General features: G+C 74.1%; 15 protein-coding genes and 1 pseudogene. 12 read left to right on the forward strand and 4 right to left on the reverse strand.

Features of this window, described 5'->3' with window-relative positions; all coding sequences use genetic code 11:
* Window positions 1–110 precede the first annotated feature (110 nt).
* Window positions 111–1,097 carry a PHP domain-containing protein gene (locus tag Q5530_RS22000; RefSeq protein WP_415364672.1) on the reverse strand — a complete coding sequence of 329 codons (987 nt, stop codon included), beginning with the start codon at window positions 1,095–1,097 and terminating at the stop codon, window positions 111–113.
* 178 nt (window positions 1,098–1,275) lie between these two features.
* Here Q5530_RS22000 and Q5530_RS22005 point away from each other — a divergent pair, with 178 nt between their 5' ends.
* The 6 genes from Q5530_RS22005 to Q5530_RS22030 all read left to right on the forward strand — a co-directional run bounded on the left by Q5530_RS22005 (window position 1,276) and on the right by Q5530_RS22030 (window position 7,244).
* Window positions 1,276–1,923, forward strand: coding sequence for a TetR/AcrR family transcriptional regulator (locus Q5530_RS22005; protein WP_415364673.1), 648 nt, complete (start codon window positions 1,276–1,278; stop codon window positions 1,921–1,923).
* A 220-nt stretch (window positions 1,924–2,143) separates the two neighbouring features.
* Complete coding sequence (locus Q5530_RS22010; protein ID WP_415364675.1) at window positions 2,144–4,195, forward strand: PQQ-dependent sugar dehydrogenase; 2,052 nt, start codon at window positions 2,144–2,146, stop codon at window positions 4,193–4,195.
* 173 nt (window positions 4,196–4,368) lie between these two features.
* Window positions 4,369–4,821 carry a hypothetical protein gene (locus tag Q5530_RS22015; RefSeq protein WP_415364676.1) on the forward strand — a complete coding sequence of 151 codons (453 nt, stop codon included), beginning with the start codon at window positions 4,369–4,371 and terminating at the stop codon, window positions 4,819–4,821.
* Window positions 4,822–4,983: 162 nt separating this feature from the next.
* Window positions 4,984–5,892 (forward strand): DUF1996 domain-containing protein, encoded by a 909-nt coding sequence (locus Q5530_RS22020; RefSeq protein ID WP_415364678.1) that lies wholly within the window; start codon window positions 4,984–4,986, stop codon window positions 5,890–5,892.
* Between the two features lie 102 nt (window positions 5,893–5,994).
* Window positions 5,995–6,546, forward strand: coding sequence for a sigma-70 family RNA polymerase sigma factor (locus Q5530_RS22025; protein WP_415364680.1), 552 nt, complete (start codon window positions 5,995–5,997; stop codon window positions 6,544–6,546).
* Window positions 6,543–7,244 (forward strand): anti-sigma factor family protein, encoded by a 702-nt coding sequence (locus Q5530_RS22030; RefSeq protein ID WP_415364681.1) that lies wholly within the window; start codon window positions 6,543–6,545, stop codon window positions 7,242–7,244. Before Q5530_RS22025 ends, Q5530_RS22030 begins: the two co-directional genes overlap by 4 nt.
* Before the next feature lie 41 nt (window positions 7,245–7,285).
* On the opposite strand, the gene Q5530_RS22035 is transcribed toward Q5530_RS22030, so the two are convergent.
* On the reverse strand, window positions 7,286–8,242 hold the full coding sequence (locus Q5530_RS22035) for a zinc-binding dehydrogenase (protein WP_415364682.1): 957 nt from the start codon (window positions 8,240–8,242) through the stop codon (window positions 7,286–7,288).
* Window positions 8,243–8,407: 165 nt separating this feature from the next.
* On the opposite strand from Q5530_RS22035, the pseudogene Q5530_RS22040 reads away from it, so the two are divergent.
* From Q5530_RS22040 to Q5530_RS22060, 5 genes and pseudogenes are all read left to right on the forward strand, one after another.
* Window positions 8,408–8,968, forward strand: a pseudogene (locus Q5530_RS22040) (class I SAM-dependent methyltransferase); the annotation flags it as partial.
* A gap of 580 nt (window positions 8,969–9,548) precedes the next feature.
* Window positions 9,549–10,265 (forward strand): DUF4383 domain-containing protein, encoded by a 717-nt coding sequence (locus Q5530_RS22045; RefSeq protein ID WP_415364683.1) that lies wholly within the window; start codon window positions 9,549–9,551, stop codon window positions 10,263–10,265.
* A gap of 198 nt (window positions 10,266–10,463) precedes the next feature.
* Entirely contained in the window at window positions 10,464–11,126 is a 663-nt protein-coding gene (locus tag Q5530_RS22050; protein ID WP_380632924.1) for a M50 family metallopeptidase, read from the forward strand.
* 111 nt (window positions 11,127–11,237) lie between these two features.
* Window positions 11,238–12,197 carry a TIGR03557 family F420-dependent LLM class oxidoreductase gene (locus Q5530_RS22055; RefSeq protein WP_415364685.1) on the forward strand — a complete coding sequence of 320 codons (960 nt, stop codon included), beginning with the start codon at window positions 11,238–11,240 and terminating at the stop codon, window positions 12,195–12,197.
* 86 nt (window positions 12,198–12,283) lie between these two features.
* Entirely contained in the window at window positions 12,284–12,577 is a 294-nt protein-coding gene (locus Q5530_RS22060) for a WhiB family transcriptional regulator (protein ID WP_380632927.1), read from the forward strand.
* 448 nt (window positions 12,578–13,025) lie between these two features.
* Here Q5530_RS22060 and Q5530_RS22065 read toward each other — a convergent pair whose 3' ends face one another.
* Both Q5530_RS22065 and Q5530_RS22070 read right to left on the reverse strand, forming a co-directional pair.
* A complete protein-coding gene (locus Q5530_RS22065; RefSeq protein ID WP_415364686.1) occupies window positions 13,026–13,817 on the reverse strand; it encodes a SigB/SigF/SigG family RNA polymerase sigma factor in 792 nt (263 codons plus the stop codon).
* Window positions 13,814–14,182, reverse strand: coding sequence for an ATP-binding protein (locus Q5530_RS22070; protein WP_415364687.1), 369 nt, complete (start codon window positions 14,180–14,182; stop codon window positions 13,814–13,816). Before Q5530_RS22070 ends, Q5530_RS22065 begins: the two co-directional genes overlap by 4 nt.
* Window positions 14,183–14,373: 191 nt before the next feature.
* On the opposite strand from Q5530_RS22070, the gene Q5530_RS22075 reads away from it, so the two are divergent.
* Window positions 14,374–15,123, forward strand: a complete 750-nt coding sequence (locus Q5530_RS22075; protein WP_415364688.1) for an ATP-binding protein — start codon at window positions 14,374–14,376, stop codon at window positions 15,121–15,123.
* The last annotated feature ends 8 nt before the right edge of the window (window positions 15,124–15,131 follow it).

Consider the following 15,131-nt stretch of genomic DNA (forward strand, 5'->3'; position numbering starts at 1 on the left):
GTGTGCTGAAGCCGGGGTGCGCCCCTCGCGCCAACCCCCCGGCGCGCCAACCTCCCGCGCCACCCCTCCGCCAACCCCCGCGAGCCACCCCCCGGCACGCTGACCCAGCCTCAGCGGGCCAGCAGCTCGGCCGCGTCCAGGGCGTTGACCACGCGGTCCGGCGTGACCCCGCAGTCCTCGGCCCGCTCGCACCCATAGGAGATCCAGTCCAGCTGGCCGGGCGCGTGCGCGTCGCTGTCGACGGCGAAGGTGCACCCCATGCCGACGGCCAGCCGCAGCAGCCGCCCCGGCGGGTCCCGGCGCTCCGGCCGCGAGTTCACCTCCACCGCGGTGTCGTGCTCGACGCACGCGGCGAACACCTCCACCGCGTCGAACTCCGACTCCGGCCGCCCCCTGCCGGTGACCAGCCGCCCGGTGCAGTGGCCCAGGACGTCCACGTGCGGGTTGGACACCGCGGCGACCAGGCGGGCGGTCATCTCGGGCGCGGGCATCCGCAGCCTCGAGTGCACGCTCGCCACCACGACGTCCAGCCGCGCCAACAGGTCCTCCCGCTGGTCGAGCGCCCCGTCGGCGAGGACGTCCACCTCGATCCCGGTCAGCACCAGGAACGGCGCCAGCTCGGCGTTCAGCTCCGCCACCACCTCCAGCTGCCGGCTCAGCCGGTCGGCGGACAGCCCGTTGGCCACGGTCAACCGGGGGGAGTGGTCGGTCAGCGCCATCCAGGAGTGGCCGAGGTCCCGGGCGGCCTCGGCCATCTCGCGGATCGGGCTGCCGCCGTCGGACCAGTCCGAATGCGTGTGGCAGTCACCCCTCAGCGCCGCGCGCAGGCCCTGCCCGCCGACCGCGGGCGGCTCGCGGAACCGGCTCAGGTAGGCGGGTTCCCGCCCGGCGAGCGCGTCGGCGACCACACCCGCGGTGGACCTGCCGATGCCGGGCAGGTCGGTCAGCGTGCCCTCCTCGGCGCGGCGCTCCAGCTCGTCCCGGGGGAGCGCCCCCACCACGTCGGCGGCCCGCCGGAACGCCCGCACGCGGTACACGGGCTCGCCCGCGCGCTCCAACCGGAGCGCGACCTGCCGCAATGCCCAGAGGGGGTCCACGGGTCCTGTGTACCGCGACCGGGCGGCGCACGCCCGCCGACGCCTGCCGCTCTCGGTGACACCCGCCGCCCGTCGCCCTCTGCCGCCCTCCACCTCCCCCTGCCCGATCTGCTCGAATCGATCGCGGTGTGCGCGAAAAGCTTGCGGCTGCCGGTCCGCTGAACCCAGGATGTCCGCCATGTCCCCACGTGCCGGCACGGTCGGGTCACGGCGCAGGCCCAGCAAGGGCGACCTGACCTCCCAGGCGATCCTGGACACCGCCGCGCGGTTGTTGCGGACCCGTTCCCTGGACGACATCTCGGTCGACGAGCTGGCCGCGGGCGCGGGCATCTCGCGGTCGACGTTCTACTTCCACTTCGCGTCCCGGGAGGCGGTGCTCCACGCCCTGTCCGGAGCCGTGCTGGACGCCCTGTACGAGTCGGCGTCCACCTGGCTGCGCCGGGGCGACGAGCCGCCGGAGGTGGCGATCCGCCGGGCCCTGGGCGCGGGCCTCGCGCTGTGGCGCAAGCACGGCGCGGTCCTGCGCGCCGCCGTCCGGGCCCGCGACACCGACCCGATGATGCGCGAGTTCTGGTCGGGGGTGGCACGCCGCTTCGTCGAGGCGACGGCGTCCCAGATCGAGCTGGAGCGCGCCGCGGGCACGGCGCCGGCGGGTCCGGACGCCCGCTCGTTGGCCGCGGTCCTGATGTCGATGAACGAGCAGGGCTTCCTGAGCCGCTCGCGCTCCCGCCGCTCCACCGTCCGCGACCGCGAGCTGGTGGACACGCTGACCTGCGTGTGGCTGCGGTCGGTGTACGGCTCCACCCGCTCGGACAGTCCACAGTAGACAGCAGGCCGCCGCCCGGTTCGCCCGATCGCGCCAATTGAGGCGGGACTGGACCGATCCGGCGGCAGCGCTTACGTTCGGGGTGCGAGCGGGGGACCGGGTGGTCGAGGGCGGGGAGTTGCGCAACTCCCCGATCGGGACCACCGACGCCCCGCCCGCGACTGGCCGCCGCCACCAGTCCTCCGCCGCCGCCTTTCCCCAACGACCGCGGGAGGCACCTGTGGCACCCCCTACCCGGCGGCGGCTGTCCGCCCTGAGCACCGCACTGGCGGTGGTGGCGACCGCGCTGGTGTCCGCCGCGCCCGCGAGCGCGGCCCCCGTGCTGCTGTCCCAGGGCAAACCGGTCACCGCCTCGACCACGAGCGGACCGGGCCTGGAGGCGCGGCTCGCCGTGGACGGCGACTTCGGCACCCGCTGGAGCAGCCGGTCCGGCGTCGACCCGGCCTGGCTCCAGGTCGACCTGGGCGTGACCGCGCGCCTCAGCCGGGTCCGGTTGCAGTGGGGCAACTCGTGCGCCCGCGCCTACCGCGTCGAGACCTCGCCCGACGCCGCCGCCTGGACCACCGCCCACAGCACCGCGAACGGTCCCGGCGGGGTCGAGGACCTCGCGGTCGGCGGCGCCGGCCGGTACGTGCGGCTGTACGCCACCCAGCGCTGCAACCAGTCGGGCGGCTACACGGTGGTGGAGTTCCAGGTCTACGGCGAGACCTCCGGCGACACCGCCCCGCCGTCGCCGCCCGCGAACCTGCGGGCCGCCAACACCACGGCCACCTCGGTCGACCTCTCCTGGGACCCGGCGACCGACGACGTCGGCGTCACCTCCTACGAGGTGTACCAGTCGGGCCAGTTCGTCAAGGCCGTCGCCGGCACCTCCACCCGGGTCACCGGCCTGAACCCCAACGGCACCCACCAGTTCTACGTCAACGCCAAGGACGCCGCCGGCAACGTCTCGCAGGCGAGCAACAACGTCGAGGTGCGCACCCCGCCCGCCCAGGCCGACAACGAGAAGCCGACCGCCCCCACCGGCCTGCGCGCCACGGGCGTCACGGCCAACTCGGTCTCGCTGACCTGGGGCGCGGCCACCGACAACATCGGCGTGACCCGCTACGAGGTCCACGCGGCCGGGGCGAAGGTGGGCGACGCCACCGGCACCTCGGCCACCATCAGCGGTCGCGCGCCGAACACCGCCTACACGTTCACGGTGCGGGCGTTCGACGCGGTGGGCAACGCCTCCGACCCGAGCGCGCCGGTCACCGCGACCACGTCCGGCGGCGGCGACCAGGTCGGCGCGGTCACCCAGCTGGCGGCCGACACCGACGTGCCGTGGGGCCTGGCCTTCCTGCCCGACGGCTCCGGTGTCTACAGCCGGCGCGACGCGTTCGACCTGGTGAAGCTGTCGCCGTCCGGGGCGCGGACGACCCTGGGCGTGGTGCCCAACGTGGTCGGCACGGACGCCGAGGGCGGCCTGCTCGGCATCGAGGTCTCACCGACCTTCGCCACCGACAACTACCTCTACGCCTACCACACCAGCACCGGCGACAACCGGGTCGTGCGGCTGAAGGTGCAGAACAACGCGATCGTGGCCGGCTCGGTGCAGGTCCTGCTCACCGGCATCCCGCGCAACCGCTACCACAACGGCGGCCGGCTGCGCTTCGGCCCGGACGGCAAGCTCTACGTCGGCACCGGCGACGGCCAGAACGCCCAGGGCGCGCAGGACCGGAACTTCCTGGGCGGCAAGGTGCTGCGGCTCAACCCCGACGGCAGCGCGCCGACCGACAACCCCTTCTACGGCAGCGGCGGCAACGCCCGCTACGTGTGGTCCTACGGCCACCGCAACGTGCAGGGCCTGGCGTTCGACGGCCAGGGCAGGCTGTGGCAGGCCGAGCTGGGCAACACGATCATGGACGAGCTGAACCTGGTCGAGCGGGGCGGCAACTTCGGCTGGCCGTCGTGCGAGGGCACCTCGGGCAGCTGCTCGGGCTACGTCGCCCCGAAGCGCACCTGGAGCACGGCCAACGCGTCGCCCAGCGGCATCGCGATCGTCAACAACTCGCTCTACATGGCCTCGCTGCGCGGCGCCCGCCTCTACCGCCTCCAGCTCAACGGCACCTCGGTCGGCGGCGAGACCACCCACTTCCAGGGCACCTACGGCCGCCTGCGCACCGTGGAACGGGCCCCGGACGGCAACCTGTGGCTGACCACCAGCACCGGCGACCGCGACAGCGTCCCCAACAACTCCGACAGCCGAATCCTGCGCGTCCAGCTCAACTAACCCCTCCCCACCCTCCCGATGCGGGGCCACGCCACCACGGCGCGGCCCCGCGTCCTTTCCCGCCCTCCACCCTCCGCCCTCCGCCTTCCGTTGAACCACCCACCCGCCAAACCCGTGTAGCCGGTGTCCCCCGCTCGGAGCACAGGCCCCGGGCCCCGGCCGAACGAGACGAGATGCGCGATCCGATCCTCGACCGCACCCTGGGCCTGGTCCGATCCGAGCGGACCCGGAACCGCCGACGCCGCGGCGGCATCGTCGCGGCGTTGGGCACGACCCTGGCCGCCGCGGTGCTGGCCGGCGGCGTCCACCTGGGCCGGCAGCACGCGCCCGGGACGCGGCTCCTGACCGCCTCCTCACCGGACGGGGTCCACCTGACCACCGAGGTCACCGCGGCCGGGGGCTGGGTCCGCCTGCGCGCGGAGGTCGACGGCATCCCCTCCGGCTCCCGCTGCCGCCTGGTGGTCACCGACACCGCCGGCAACCACTACGTGGCGGGCGGCTGGGTGGCGCCGTCCGCCACCCGCACCACCCTCACCGGCGCCGTCGTGGTCCCCCTCCCCGACCTGGCCACCATCAGCGTCGTCACCACCGACAACCAAACCCTGATCACCGCCCCCACCCCCTGATCCAGCGCGAGTCGTACGTCCAGACCGCGCGAGTCGTACCTTCAGACCCACCGTGTCGTACGTTCAGGACCCCCGAGTTCAACGTTCAGGACCCCAGGACCGCCGCGTCTCAGCCGGTGACGAGGCCGCCACCCCGGGCCCCGGCCGAATAAGCTGGACGGCGTGAGGTGGTTATCCGCGCTCCTGGTCCTCTCGCTGGCGGCAGGCTGCTCGGAGAGCCGGACGGTGGAGATAGACGAGGTGCCCGTCGCGGTGGACGAGGTCACCACCACCGGGGACGCCTCCACCGGCTCCTTCACCCTCGACTGCGGCCGCAACGAGCGGCGCCACCTCAACGCCGACAACGTGGTGATCACCCCGGGCCGCCCCTTCGGCGCCCACCACACCCACGAGTACGTCGGCAACACCGGCACCGACGCCCACTCCACCGACGAGTCCCTCGCCGCCGCGGGCACCACCTGCTCCGCGGGCGACCTGTCCACCTACTACTGGCCCGTCCTGCGCCTGACCGACCGCACGGGCCACGACGAGCACGCGCAGGGCGGGGGAGCGCACGGCAACACCGGTGAGGTGCTGCCCCCGGACCGCGTCTCCGTCACCTTCACCGGCAGCCCGGTCAGCGAGGTCGTCGCGATGCCCCGGTTCCTGCGCGCCATCACCGGCGACCCCGCCGCGGCCACCACCGGTCGCGGCCGGGCGCGGTGGAGCTGCACCGGGTTCGAGGACCGGTGGACCGACCGCTACCCCGGGTGCGCCCCGGGAAGCCGGGTGCTGCGCGCCTTCGAGTTCCCCAGCTGCTGGGACGGCCGCAACACCGACAGCCCCGGCCACCGCGCGCACCTGGAGTTCCCGGCCCCGAACGGGGTGTGCCGGCAGGGCACCTTCCCGGTGCCGAGGCTGCGCCTGGTCGTGGCCCAGGACGTGCCGCCGGGCCGGCCGTTCGCCGTCGACAGCTTCCCCGAGCAGCACCGGGACCCGCGCACCGACCACGCCATGTTCATCAACGTCATGCCCGACGCCCTGATGGCCGAGGTCGTGACCTGCCTGAACACCGGCCGCGCCTGTTCGTGACCCGGCCCGGCGAACTTTTTTCCCCGCCGCGCTGAACCGAACCCGCCCGGGAGCCGTGTCCGTGGCGACGGGTGGGGGCGGGTCGACGAGAGGAGCGGGTGGATGGCGGCTTTGTGGTCCCGGAAACGGGAGGCCGCGGCCGACGAGGCGCTGATCCGCTCCCTCTACGAGGAGCACGGCCGGGCGCTGCTCGCCTACGCGACGCGGCTGACCGGCGATCGGGCGGCGGCCGAGGACGTGGTCCAGGAGACCCTCGTGCGCGCCTGGCGGCACCCGGACGCCCTGGTCAACGGCAAGGGCTCGGTCCGCGGCTGGCTGCTCACGGTGGCGCGCAACCTCGTCACCGACCGGGTCAGGGCGAGGGCGGCCCGGCCCCAGGAGGTGGCCGAGACGCCGGCGACCCCGCCGGTGGCGCGCGACCACGCCGACGCCGTGGTGGACTCGGTGGTGGTGCTGGAGGCGCTGGACCGGTTGTCGCCCGACCACCGGGACGTGCTGCTGGAGATCTACTTCCGCGGCCGGAGCGTGACCGAGGCGGCGGAGGCGCTGGGGGTGCCGCCCGGCACGGTGAAGTCGAGGTCGCACTACGCCTTACGTGCCCTGAGAGAGACGTTCGCCGGACAACAGGTCGCGCTGAAGGGGGTGGCCGGATGACCGCGAACCACGATCCACAGCTGCTCGGCGCCTACGTGCTGGGTGCGCTGGACGAGCAGGAGGCGCGTGCGGTGGAGGACCACTTGGCGGCCTGCCCGTCGTGCCGCGCCGAGCTGGCCGGGCTGAGGGCGGTGGAGGAGGCCATGGGCGAGGTGCCGCCCGAGGCGCTGCTCGACGGCCCGCCGGACGGCGGCGACCTGCTGCTCCAGCGCACGCTGCGCCAGGTGCGGTCGGAGCGCGGCGGTCGGCTGCGCCGCCGCCGGGTGGGCCTCGGCCTGGTCGCGGCGGCGGTGGCCGCGGTCGTGCTGGGCGGCGGGTTCGCCGTCGGCCGAGGGACCGCGCCGGACGAGCTCGTGCTGCCCACCCCGTCCACGGCCCCCGCGCCGCCGGCGGGCACCAGGCTGGGCACGGCGACCGACCCGGACACCGGCGCGCGGATGACGGTGCAGGTCAGGCCCGCCGCCGGGTGGGTGCGGGTGAACGCCTCGGTGGCGGGCATCGCGGCCAACGCGAGGTGCAGGCTCTTCGTGGTCGCCAGGGACGGCAGCAGGCAGGAGGCCGGCAGCTGGCTGGTCTCCGCGGCGGGGGAGCAGGACGGCACGAACCTCGACGGTTCCGCGCTGATCGCGCCGGGGGACGTGGTGGCCGTCGAGGTCCGCGACTTCGACGACCGGCGGATCGTCACCGTGCCCGTCTAGCGGGTCGGGTGGCCCCCGGCGCGGGGGCCACCCGACCTGTCTCACGGCCTGAGCACGACCTTGCCGGTGGTGGCGCGCGTCTCCAGCGCGGTGTGCGCGCGGGCCGCGTCGCGCAGCGGGAACGTCGTGGTGAGCGGGGTGAGCCGCTGCTCGGCGAGCAGCTCCAGCGAGCGCTGCTCCAGCTCGCGCAGGCTCGTGCCCTTGAGCAGCCGCGGCCCGACCGCGACCGACGCGGTGAGCCCCTGGCGGTACAGGTCGGCGGTCTCCACGCGGGTGGGAGTGCCGGAGGACCAGCCGAACAGCACGACGTGCCCGCCCACGCCCAGCAGCTCCAGGGCCGCGCGCCCGGCCTCGCCGCCCACGCCGTCGAGCACGACGGTCACCGCGCCGACGCCGTCGGACCAGCCCGGCCGGGTGTAGTCGACGGCCAGGTCCGCGCCCAGCTCGCGGACCAGGTCGAGCTTCGCGGTGCTCGCGGCGCCGACGACCCGCGCCCCGACCGCCTTGGCGGCCTGCACGAACAGCGCGCCCAGGCCGCCGGCCGCGGACGTCACCAGCACCACGTCGTCCTCGGTCAACCGCGCGATGCGCAGCACCCCGACGGCGGTCCGGCCCGTGCCGACCATGGCGACCGCCGCGTCGTCGGACACGTGGTCGGGCAGCTCGTGCAGCGAACCGGCGTTCGCCACGGCCTGCTCGGCGTAGCCGCCGCCGGCCTGCCCGAGGTGGGCGACGACCCGCTTGCCGAGCCAGTGCGCGTCCGCGCCCTCGCCCAGCGCGGTGACCACGCCCGCCACCTCGCGACCGGGGACCGCGGGCAGCTCGGGCAGCGGGAACGGCCCGCCCGGCTCGCCGCGCCGGATCGACGTGTCCAGCAGGTGCACCCCCGCGGCCGACACCGCGAGGCGCACCTGGCCGGGGCCGGGTTCGGGGTCGGGCACCTCCTCGTGGCGCAGGTTCTCGGCCGGGCCGAACTCGTGCTGCCGGATGGCGCGCATGTGGAACCCCCCTCTTCTCGGAACGCCGGTCACGCTAGGAGTTCGAGCTTGCTGGAGGTCAAGTGATCGGGACCGCCGCTCAACCGGGGCGGTGCTCCGCGCGTCAAGGGGGTGTGAGGCACTTCGACCACAACGCGCACCACCACCCGGTCCTGCCGGCCGCGGTGCCCGTCGGGGCGCACGGCGCTGGACGTCGGCTGCGGGCACGGCGCGTTCGCGCGCGCCCTCGCCGCCCGGGGGCTCGCGGTGACGGCGGTGGACCGCGCGGCGGGGGTGGCGTTGCCCGGGGTGGACTCGCGGCTGGACTCCGGGGTGGGCTCCGGGGTGGACTCCCTGATCGACTTCCGGCGGGCCGACGCGCTGACCGACGACCTCGGCGGCCCCTACGACTTCGTGTCGTGCATCGCCGCCCTGCACCACATGCCGCTGGAGGCGGGCTTGGCGCGGCTGCGGTCGCTGGTCGCGCCCGGTGGCGTGGTGGCCGTGCTCGGGCCGGCGCGCGAGGAGGGCGCGTGGGACCGGGCGCTCAGCCTCGCGTCGGTGCCCCTGAACCTCGCCCGGCGCCTGGTCCGGGACGACCCGCGCGGCACCGCCCCGGTCGCGGACTGCTCGCTGTCGCTGCGCGAGATCAGGGCCGCCGCGGCGGGGATCGTGCCCGGCGCCCGGTTCCGCCGGCACCTCTACTGGCGCTACTCGATGTTGTGGACCGCGCCGGGAACCGGATGACCATGGCGCGCGTCAATTGGTGCATGCGGTAATTGCTTTGACGGCCGCGGGTCGTCGAAGGGACAATTCAGCTCAACACCACGATGGTGTCACGACCAAGCAGGGGGATTTCGTGAACAGCAGGCAGACCGACTGGAACGGCTCGGCGACGCGTCGTTCCCAGCGCTGAACTGCACGTCTGACCTGGGCTCAGGTGGCCCCGGACGGTGCTCCGCGAGCCATCCGCAAACCTGATCGCCCTCATTTGTCGCGGTGATCGGAATTCAATTTCCGGTACCGCGTGCTCCCGGTTCCGACGGGGTGGACCGGGATTGTGTGAACCCGGCACGGCGGGGCGCCGACTCCTGTCGGAACAATGGGGGCGGGCCCGAGCGCCCGCCCCCGCCGCCTTGCCGCATCGTCCAGTCCAGCGCCGCGCCGTCCCGCCTCGCGCCGCCACCCCGTCCCGCCGTCTTTGCCCCACGCCCCACCCCGCCGACCACCCACCCCGGACGTGCCGTTTGCCTTCTCCGGCCCACGGGTAGCCGGTGGTCGTCCGGAGCCCGGAAGGCGGGCTCGTGGTCCTCGTTTGGAGGGCGTGATGACCCAATCGACCGTCGGCCGCGTCAAGGTCGCGGGTCTCCAGCCCGCCCAGGTGCTGGCGGGCCTGCTCGGACTGGTCTTCCTCGTCGCCGGCATCGCCGGTTTCGTGAAGACCGGGTTCGGCGACTTCTCCGGCGACCAGCACGCCATGCTGCTCGGGTTCGCGGTGAACCCGCTGCACAACGTGATCCACCTGGCGTTCGGCGTGCTCGGCCTGCTGATGGCGACCAGCTCGGGCCTGTCCAGGGTCTACGGCTGGATCGTGTTCCTGTCCTACGGCGCCGTGCTGCTGTGGGGCCTGGCCCTCTCGGGCATCTTCGCGAGCAACCCGGTCTCGGGCCTGGGCAACCCGCTGGCGCTCAACACCAACGACAACTGGCTGCACCTCGGCCTGGCCGCCGCCGGCCTGCTGATCGCGGTGCTGCCGGCCCGGCGCAAGATCGTGGTGCCGGAGGAGGAGATCGCGGAGCACGACGCGCGGCACTTCGACCGGGACGAGACCATCCGCGCCCCGCGCCCGGTGGCCGACGAGCCGGAGACCCGGCCGATGCCGACGCAGCGCGTCGACACCACCCACACCGGCTCCCACCACGACGACCGGATCGAGTCGGTGGACCCGACCACGGCCAACCGCCCGATCGACCCGGCCATGCGGCCGACGCAACCGATCGACCCGGCCATCGCCGAGCAGCACAAGGCCCGGCACCTGCGCTGACCCCGCACCACCACCACGACGGGGCCCGGTCCACAGTGGACCGGGCCCCGCGTCGTCGTGCCCCGACCCCTCGGGCCCGCGCGTCGTCCGGGAACCCGCCGTCGCCTCGACGAGGCGGAGCGGAGCGGTCCACGACCGCCGTAGGGCAGCCCGGGTGCCGGAGCGCGCTCCGGGCCGGGCCTGGCATGCTGGACGTCGATGTCGACTCTCGCGAAGTGGGCGCCCGTCGTCGCGGCGCTGGCACTGGTGGCCGGCCCGGGGCTGTGGCGGTACAGCAGGCACGTGATCACCATCGCGCACGAGGCGGGGCACGCCGTCGTCGCGCTGCTCACCGGCCGCAGGTTGGAGGGCATCAAGCTCAACCCGGACACCTCCGGCGTAACGGTGTCGCGGGGCAGGCCCACCGGGGTCGCCGTGGTCCTCATGTACTTCGCGGGCTACGTGACCCCGTCCCTGCTGGGGCTGGGCGCGGCCGCGCTGGTGACCGCCGGGCAGGTCCGGCCGCTGCTGTGGGCGACCGTGGTGCTGCTGGCCGGGATGCTGGTCATGATCCGCAACGCCTTCGGGGTGCTGTCGGTCGTGCTCACCGGCGGGGTGGTGTTCCTCGTCTCCTGGTACGCGTCCGAGGAGTGGCAGGCCGCGTTCGCGCTGTTCGTCACCTGGTTCCTGCTGCTGGGCGGGGTGCGGCCGGTGGGCGAGCTCCAGCGCCGGCGGCTGCGCGGGCGGGCGCCCGGGTCCGACGCCGACCAGCTGGCCCGGATCACCCGCGTGCCGGGGCTGGTGTGGGTGCTGCTGTTCGCGGTCGTCGTGGTCGGCGCCCTGCTGCTGGGCGGGCGGGTGCTGCTGCCGGTCGAGGTCTGAACCGGCCCTCTCCCGCCGGTGCGCGGCGACGTGTCGCACCGCACGTCATCCGGGTCGGTGGTGCTTCGGTCACGCGGGGTTCAGGCCGGTTCGCCGGGGTAACCGGACGCCATGGTCAGCATCGGCTACTTCCTCTCGTGCGAGGAGTTCGACCCTCGTGAGCTCGTCCGGCAGGCCCGGTGGGCGGAGGAAGCGGGCTTCGAGCGGCTGTGGATCTCCGACCACTACCACCCGTGGAACTCCGAGCAGGGGCAGAGCCCGTTCGTGTGGTCCGTGATCGGGGCGCTGTCCGAGGTCACCTCGCTGCCGATCACCACCGCGGTCACCTGCCCGACCGTGCGCGTCCACCCGGCGGTGGTGGCCCAGGCCGCGGCGACCGCCGCCGTCCAGTGCCGCGGCGGGTTCACCCTCGGGGTGGGCTCCGGCGAGGCGCTCAACGAGCACATCCTCGGCGACGCGTGGCCGCCCGCGCCGGTGCGCCTGGAGATGCTGGAGGAGGCGGTCGAGGTGATGCGCGCCCTGTGGACGGGCGAGGAGGTCACCCACCGCGGCAAGCACTACACGGTCGAGAACGCGCGGCTCTACACGCTGCCGCCCGAGCCCGTCCCGGTGTACGTCTCGGCGTTCGGGCCGAAGGCGGCCGAGTTGGCGGCCCGCATCGGCGACGGGTTCTGCTCGACCATCCCGGACGGGTCGCTGGTCGAGCGGTTCCGCTCCGGGGGCGGCGGGTCGAAGCCCGCGCAGGCCGGGTTCAAGGTCTGCCACGCCGACTCGGCCGAGGCCGGCGCGAAGACCGCGCACCGCCTGTGGGCCAACGAGCAGCTGCCCGGCGAACTCGCCCAGGTGCTGCCCACGCCCGCGCACTTCGAGCAGGCGTCGACGCTCGTCACCGAGGAGATGGTCGGCTCGTCGCTGCCCGTCGGCCCGGACGTCGAGCCCTACGTCGACGCGGTCCGCTCCTACGCCGACGCCGGTTACGACGAGCTGTACGTCCAGCAGATCGGGCCGGACCAGGAGGAGTTCTTCCGCTTCTGGGCCGGGTCCGTGGCCCCGGCCCTGCGAACCGCTTAATCCGATCGAGCACACCACGTTTGTCCGCCCGCAGACAGCGGGTAAGCCGTGATCAAGCACCGCAACACCGCAAGGGGGTCCACCCGATGACCAGCACCGCACGCCTGCCCAAGCCCGTGACCGACGTCTGGGACTGGCAGAAGGACGGGCTCTGCCGCGGCCGCGACAGCGCCGTCTTCTTCCACCCCGACAACGAACGGGGGGCCGCCCGCGCCGCGCGCGAAGACCGGGCCAAGGAGCTGTGCGGCCGATGCCCGGTCCTGCTGAGGTGCCGTGAGCACGCCCTGGCCGTCCAGGAGCCCTACGGCGTCTGGGGCGGCATGGGCGAGGACGAGCGCCGCCGCCTGATCGCCGCCTCGCGCCGCCGCGTCGCGGCCTGACCCAGCGCCCGGCCGGCTCCCGGCCGGCGCACCCCGGTCACCCGCGACCGGACCCCGCGGACCGGCCCCCCGCACCGCGGACGGACCCCGCGACCGGGTTGCCCCGACCTCGCGTCCCCGGCACCGGTCCGCTCAACGCCGAGCGGCCACCGCCGGAGACCACCGCACCACGAGCACCACGAACACCGCACCCCATCGAGCAGCACGCCGGTCATCGCGGCCCGGCCCGGCTCGACCACCGACATCCCACGTCCCCGATCCGCCACGACCGGCGCCCGGGAACGTGCGCGTGCCACACCCCGACACGGGACCCGCGGCACGCGGGTGGGCCCGTTCCCGACCCCCGGGCCCCCGAAGAACGCCGAAGGGGCCGCCCGCGCGGGCGGCCCCTTCGGCGTGAATCCCCGGTGTGAACCCGGACCTCCGTGGATACGGACCTCCGGCGGTGCTACTCGCTCAACCCGTCCCGCAGCTGCCGCAGCGTCTTGGCCAGCAGCCGGGACACGTGCATCTGCGAGATCCCGACCTTCTGGGCGATCTGCGTCTGCGTCATGTTGCCGAAGAACCGCATGACCACGATCTTCCGCTCCCGCTCCGGCAGCTTCTCCAGCAGCGGGTGCAGCGCCTCCCGCTGCTCGATCGCCTCCAGCTCCGGGTCCTCCTCGCCGAGCGTGCTGCCCAGCGAGATGGAGCTGTCGTCGGCCACCAGCAGGTCGTCCAGCGAAGCGCTGTGGTAGGCGTTGCCCGCCGCCAGGCCCTCGTGGATCTCCTCGCGGCTCAGGCCCAGGTGCTGGGCCAGCTCGCTCGGCGTCGGCGCGCGCCCGAGCTCCTGCGACAGCCGCGCGGAGCCCGCGTTGATCGCCAGGTGCAGCTCCTTGAGCCGCCGCGGCATCCGGACCGACCAGCTGGAGTCCCGGAAGTACTTCCGGACCTCGCCCATGATCGTCGGCACGGCGAACGACAGGAAGTCGCTGCCCCGCTCCGGGTCGAACCGGTCGACCGCGTTGATCAGGCCGACCGTCGCCACCTGGACCAGGTCGTCGTGCGGCTCGCCGCGGTGGCCGAACCGCCGGGCGATGTGCTTGGCGACCGGCAGGTGCTCGGTGACCAGCTCGTCGCGCAACCGCTCCCGCGCCGGGTCGCCGGCGGGGAGGGAGGCGAGCTGGACGAAGAGCGGCGCCAGGTGGTCGTAATCACCCTGCGTGCCGGATCGCGTCGTGCTCCCTTCCGACGCCGTCACGCATCCACCGTCCCCAGTGACCGCTTGACCAGGTCGATGTGCACCTCGTACGCGTCGGCCTGTGGCGCGACCCACGTCGTGACCGAGTCGACCAGGGCGCTGAGCACCCGCCAGCCGAAGCTGTCCCGGTCCGGCGGGGCCGACCGCTGCGAGCTGACCTTCGTGGAGACCTGCACCGAGCCCTCCACCACGACGAACTGGGCGCTCAGCACCGCGGCCGGCGCCGCCAGCGAGATGAGGGTCGAGCACGCCTCGTCCACCGCCAGCTTCAGGTCCTCGATGGAGTCCAGGTCGAAGTCCTGGCGCATGGCGATGTCGGCGGCCACCGCCCGGACGACCGACAGCTGCGTGGGATCGGCTGACATCCGCAGTTCGACCCCGGTCAGGGCGCTTTCCGACTCACCGCTCCGCGGCTCAGTGTGCGACACGCTCACCTCGACGTCCGTTTCTGTGCTGGTTGTGCTGCTGACGCTATCGGTACCCGAACTGATCGTCGCTCACACGTGTAGCGGACACGCCGGCCGGGAAGACTGACAGGTGCAACGGGGAGGGCCACTTGACCGATCAACTCGCGGACCACCACTGGGGAGTGGAGTTCCCGGCGCAGGCCGGGGAGCTCGCGGCGGTTCGTGCTCAGCTCGACAGCTGGCTGGCCCGGACCGGCCTCAACGAGGACGACCGGTACGACCTGCTCATCGCGGTGAACGAGGCCGCCAGCAACGCCGTGGAGCACGCCTACGGCCCCGACCGGGCCGGCGTGGTCACCATCGACGCGGACGCGCGGCCCGACGGCAGCGTGCAGGTCGTCGTCACCGACCGCGGGACGTGGCGCGTGCCACCCCCCGCGCTCTCCACGCGCGGCCGGGGCCTGCTGCTGATGCGGGAGAACGTCGACGAGGTGCTCGTCGACCGCCAACCGTCCGGCACCACCGTCACCCTCGTGCTGGCCCGGCGGCACGCCACGCGGGGCACGTTCAACGCCGCGCCGCCCGAGCCCGTGGTGGTCACCGAGTGCGAGGGCTGGGTGGAGGTGGTGGTGCTGGGCGACGTGCCCGCGCACGCCGCGCCCGCCGTCCGCCGCCGCATCCTCACCGCCGCCCGGGGCGGCACCGTGCCCATCGTGGTCGACCTGCGCGCCCTGGGTGAGCGCAGCGACGGGCTGATCAGGAGCCTGCGGCCGGTGGCCGAGGCCGCCGCCGCGGCGGGCAACAAGGTCATCGTGCGGGCACCCGTGAACGGCCACGCCCGCCGCGCACTCGTCGCGGCGGGCGTGGACCAGGTCGTGGACGTGGTGCCGCACGGCTGAGCCGGGCG

Origin of the sequence: Saccharothrix sp. BKS2, from assembly GCF_047689505.1 — a bacterium.
GTDB lineage: Bacteria > Actinomycetota > Actinomycetes > Mycobacteriales > Pseudonocardiaceae > Actinosynnema > Actinosynnema lopnurensis.

Coding starts and splice junctions, on each gene's coding strand:
- Q5530_RS22070 (WP_415364687.1), bottom strand. CDS start 14,182: ATGTCAGCCGATCCCACGCAGCTGTCGGTCGTCCGGGCGGTGGCCGCC.
- Q5530_RS22025 (WP_415364680.1), top strand. CDS start 5,995: ATGGCGGCTTTGTGGTCCCGGAAACGGGAGGCCGCGGCCGACGAGGCG.
- Q5530_RS22055 (WP_415364685.1), top strand. CDS start 11,238: ATGGTCAGCATCGGCTACTTCCTCTCGTGCGAGGAGTTCGACCCTCGT.
- Q5530_RS22035 (WP_415364682.1), bottom strand. CDS start 8,242: ATGCGCGCCATCCGGCAGCACGAGTTCGGCCCGGCCGAGAACCTGCGC.
- Q5530_RS22005 (WP_415364673.1), top strand. CDS start 1,276: ATGTCCCCACGTGCCGGCACGGTCGGGTCACGGCGCAGGCCCAGCAAG.
- Q5530_RS22045 (WP_415364683.1), top strand. CDS start 9,549: ATGACCCAATCGACCGTCGGCCGCGTCAAGGTCGCGGGTCTCCAGCCC.
- Q5530_RS22030 (WP_415364681.1), top strand. CDS start 6,543: ATGACCGCGAACCACGATCCACAGCTGCTCGGCGCCTACGTGCTGGGT.
- Q5530_RS22060 (WP_380632927.1), top strand. CDS start 12,284: ATGACCAGCACCGCACGCCTGCCCAAGCCCGTGACCGACGTCTGGGAC.
- Q5530_RS22050 (WP_380632924.1), top strand. CDS start 10,464: ATGTCGACTCTCGCGAAGTGGGCGCCCGTCGTCGCGGCGCTGGCACTG.
- Q5530_RS22015 (WP_415364676.1), top strand. CDS start 4,369: ATGCGCGATCCGATCCTCGACCGCACCCTGGGCCTGGTCCGATCCGAG.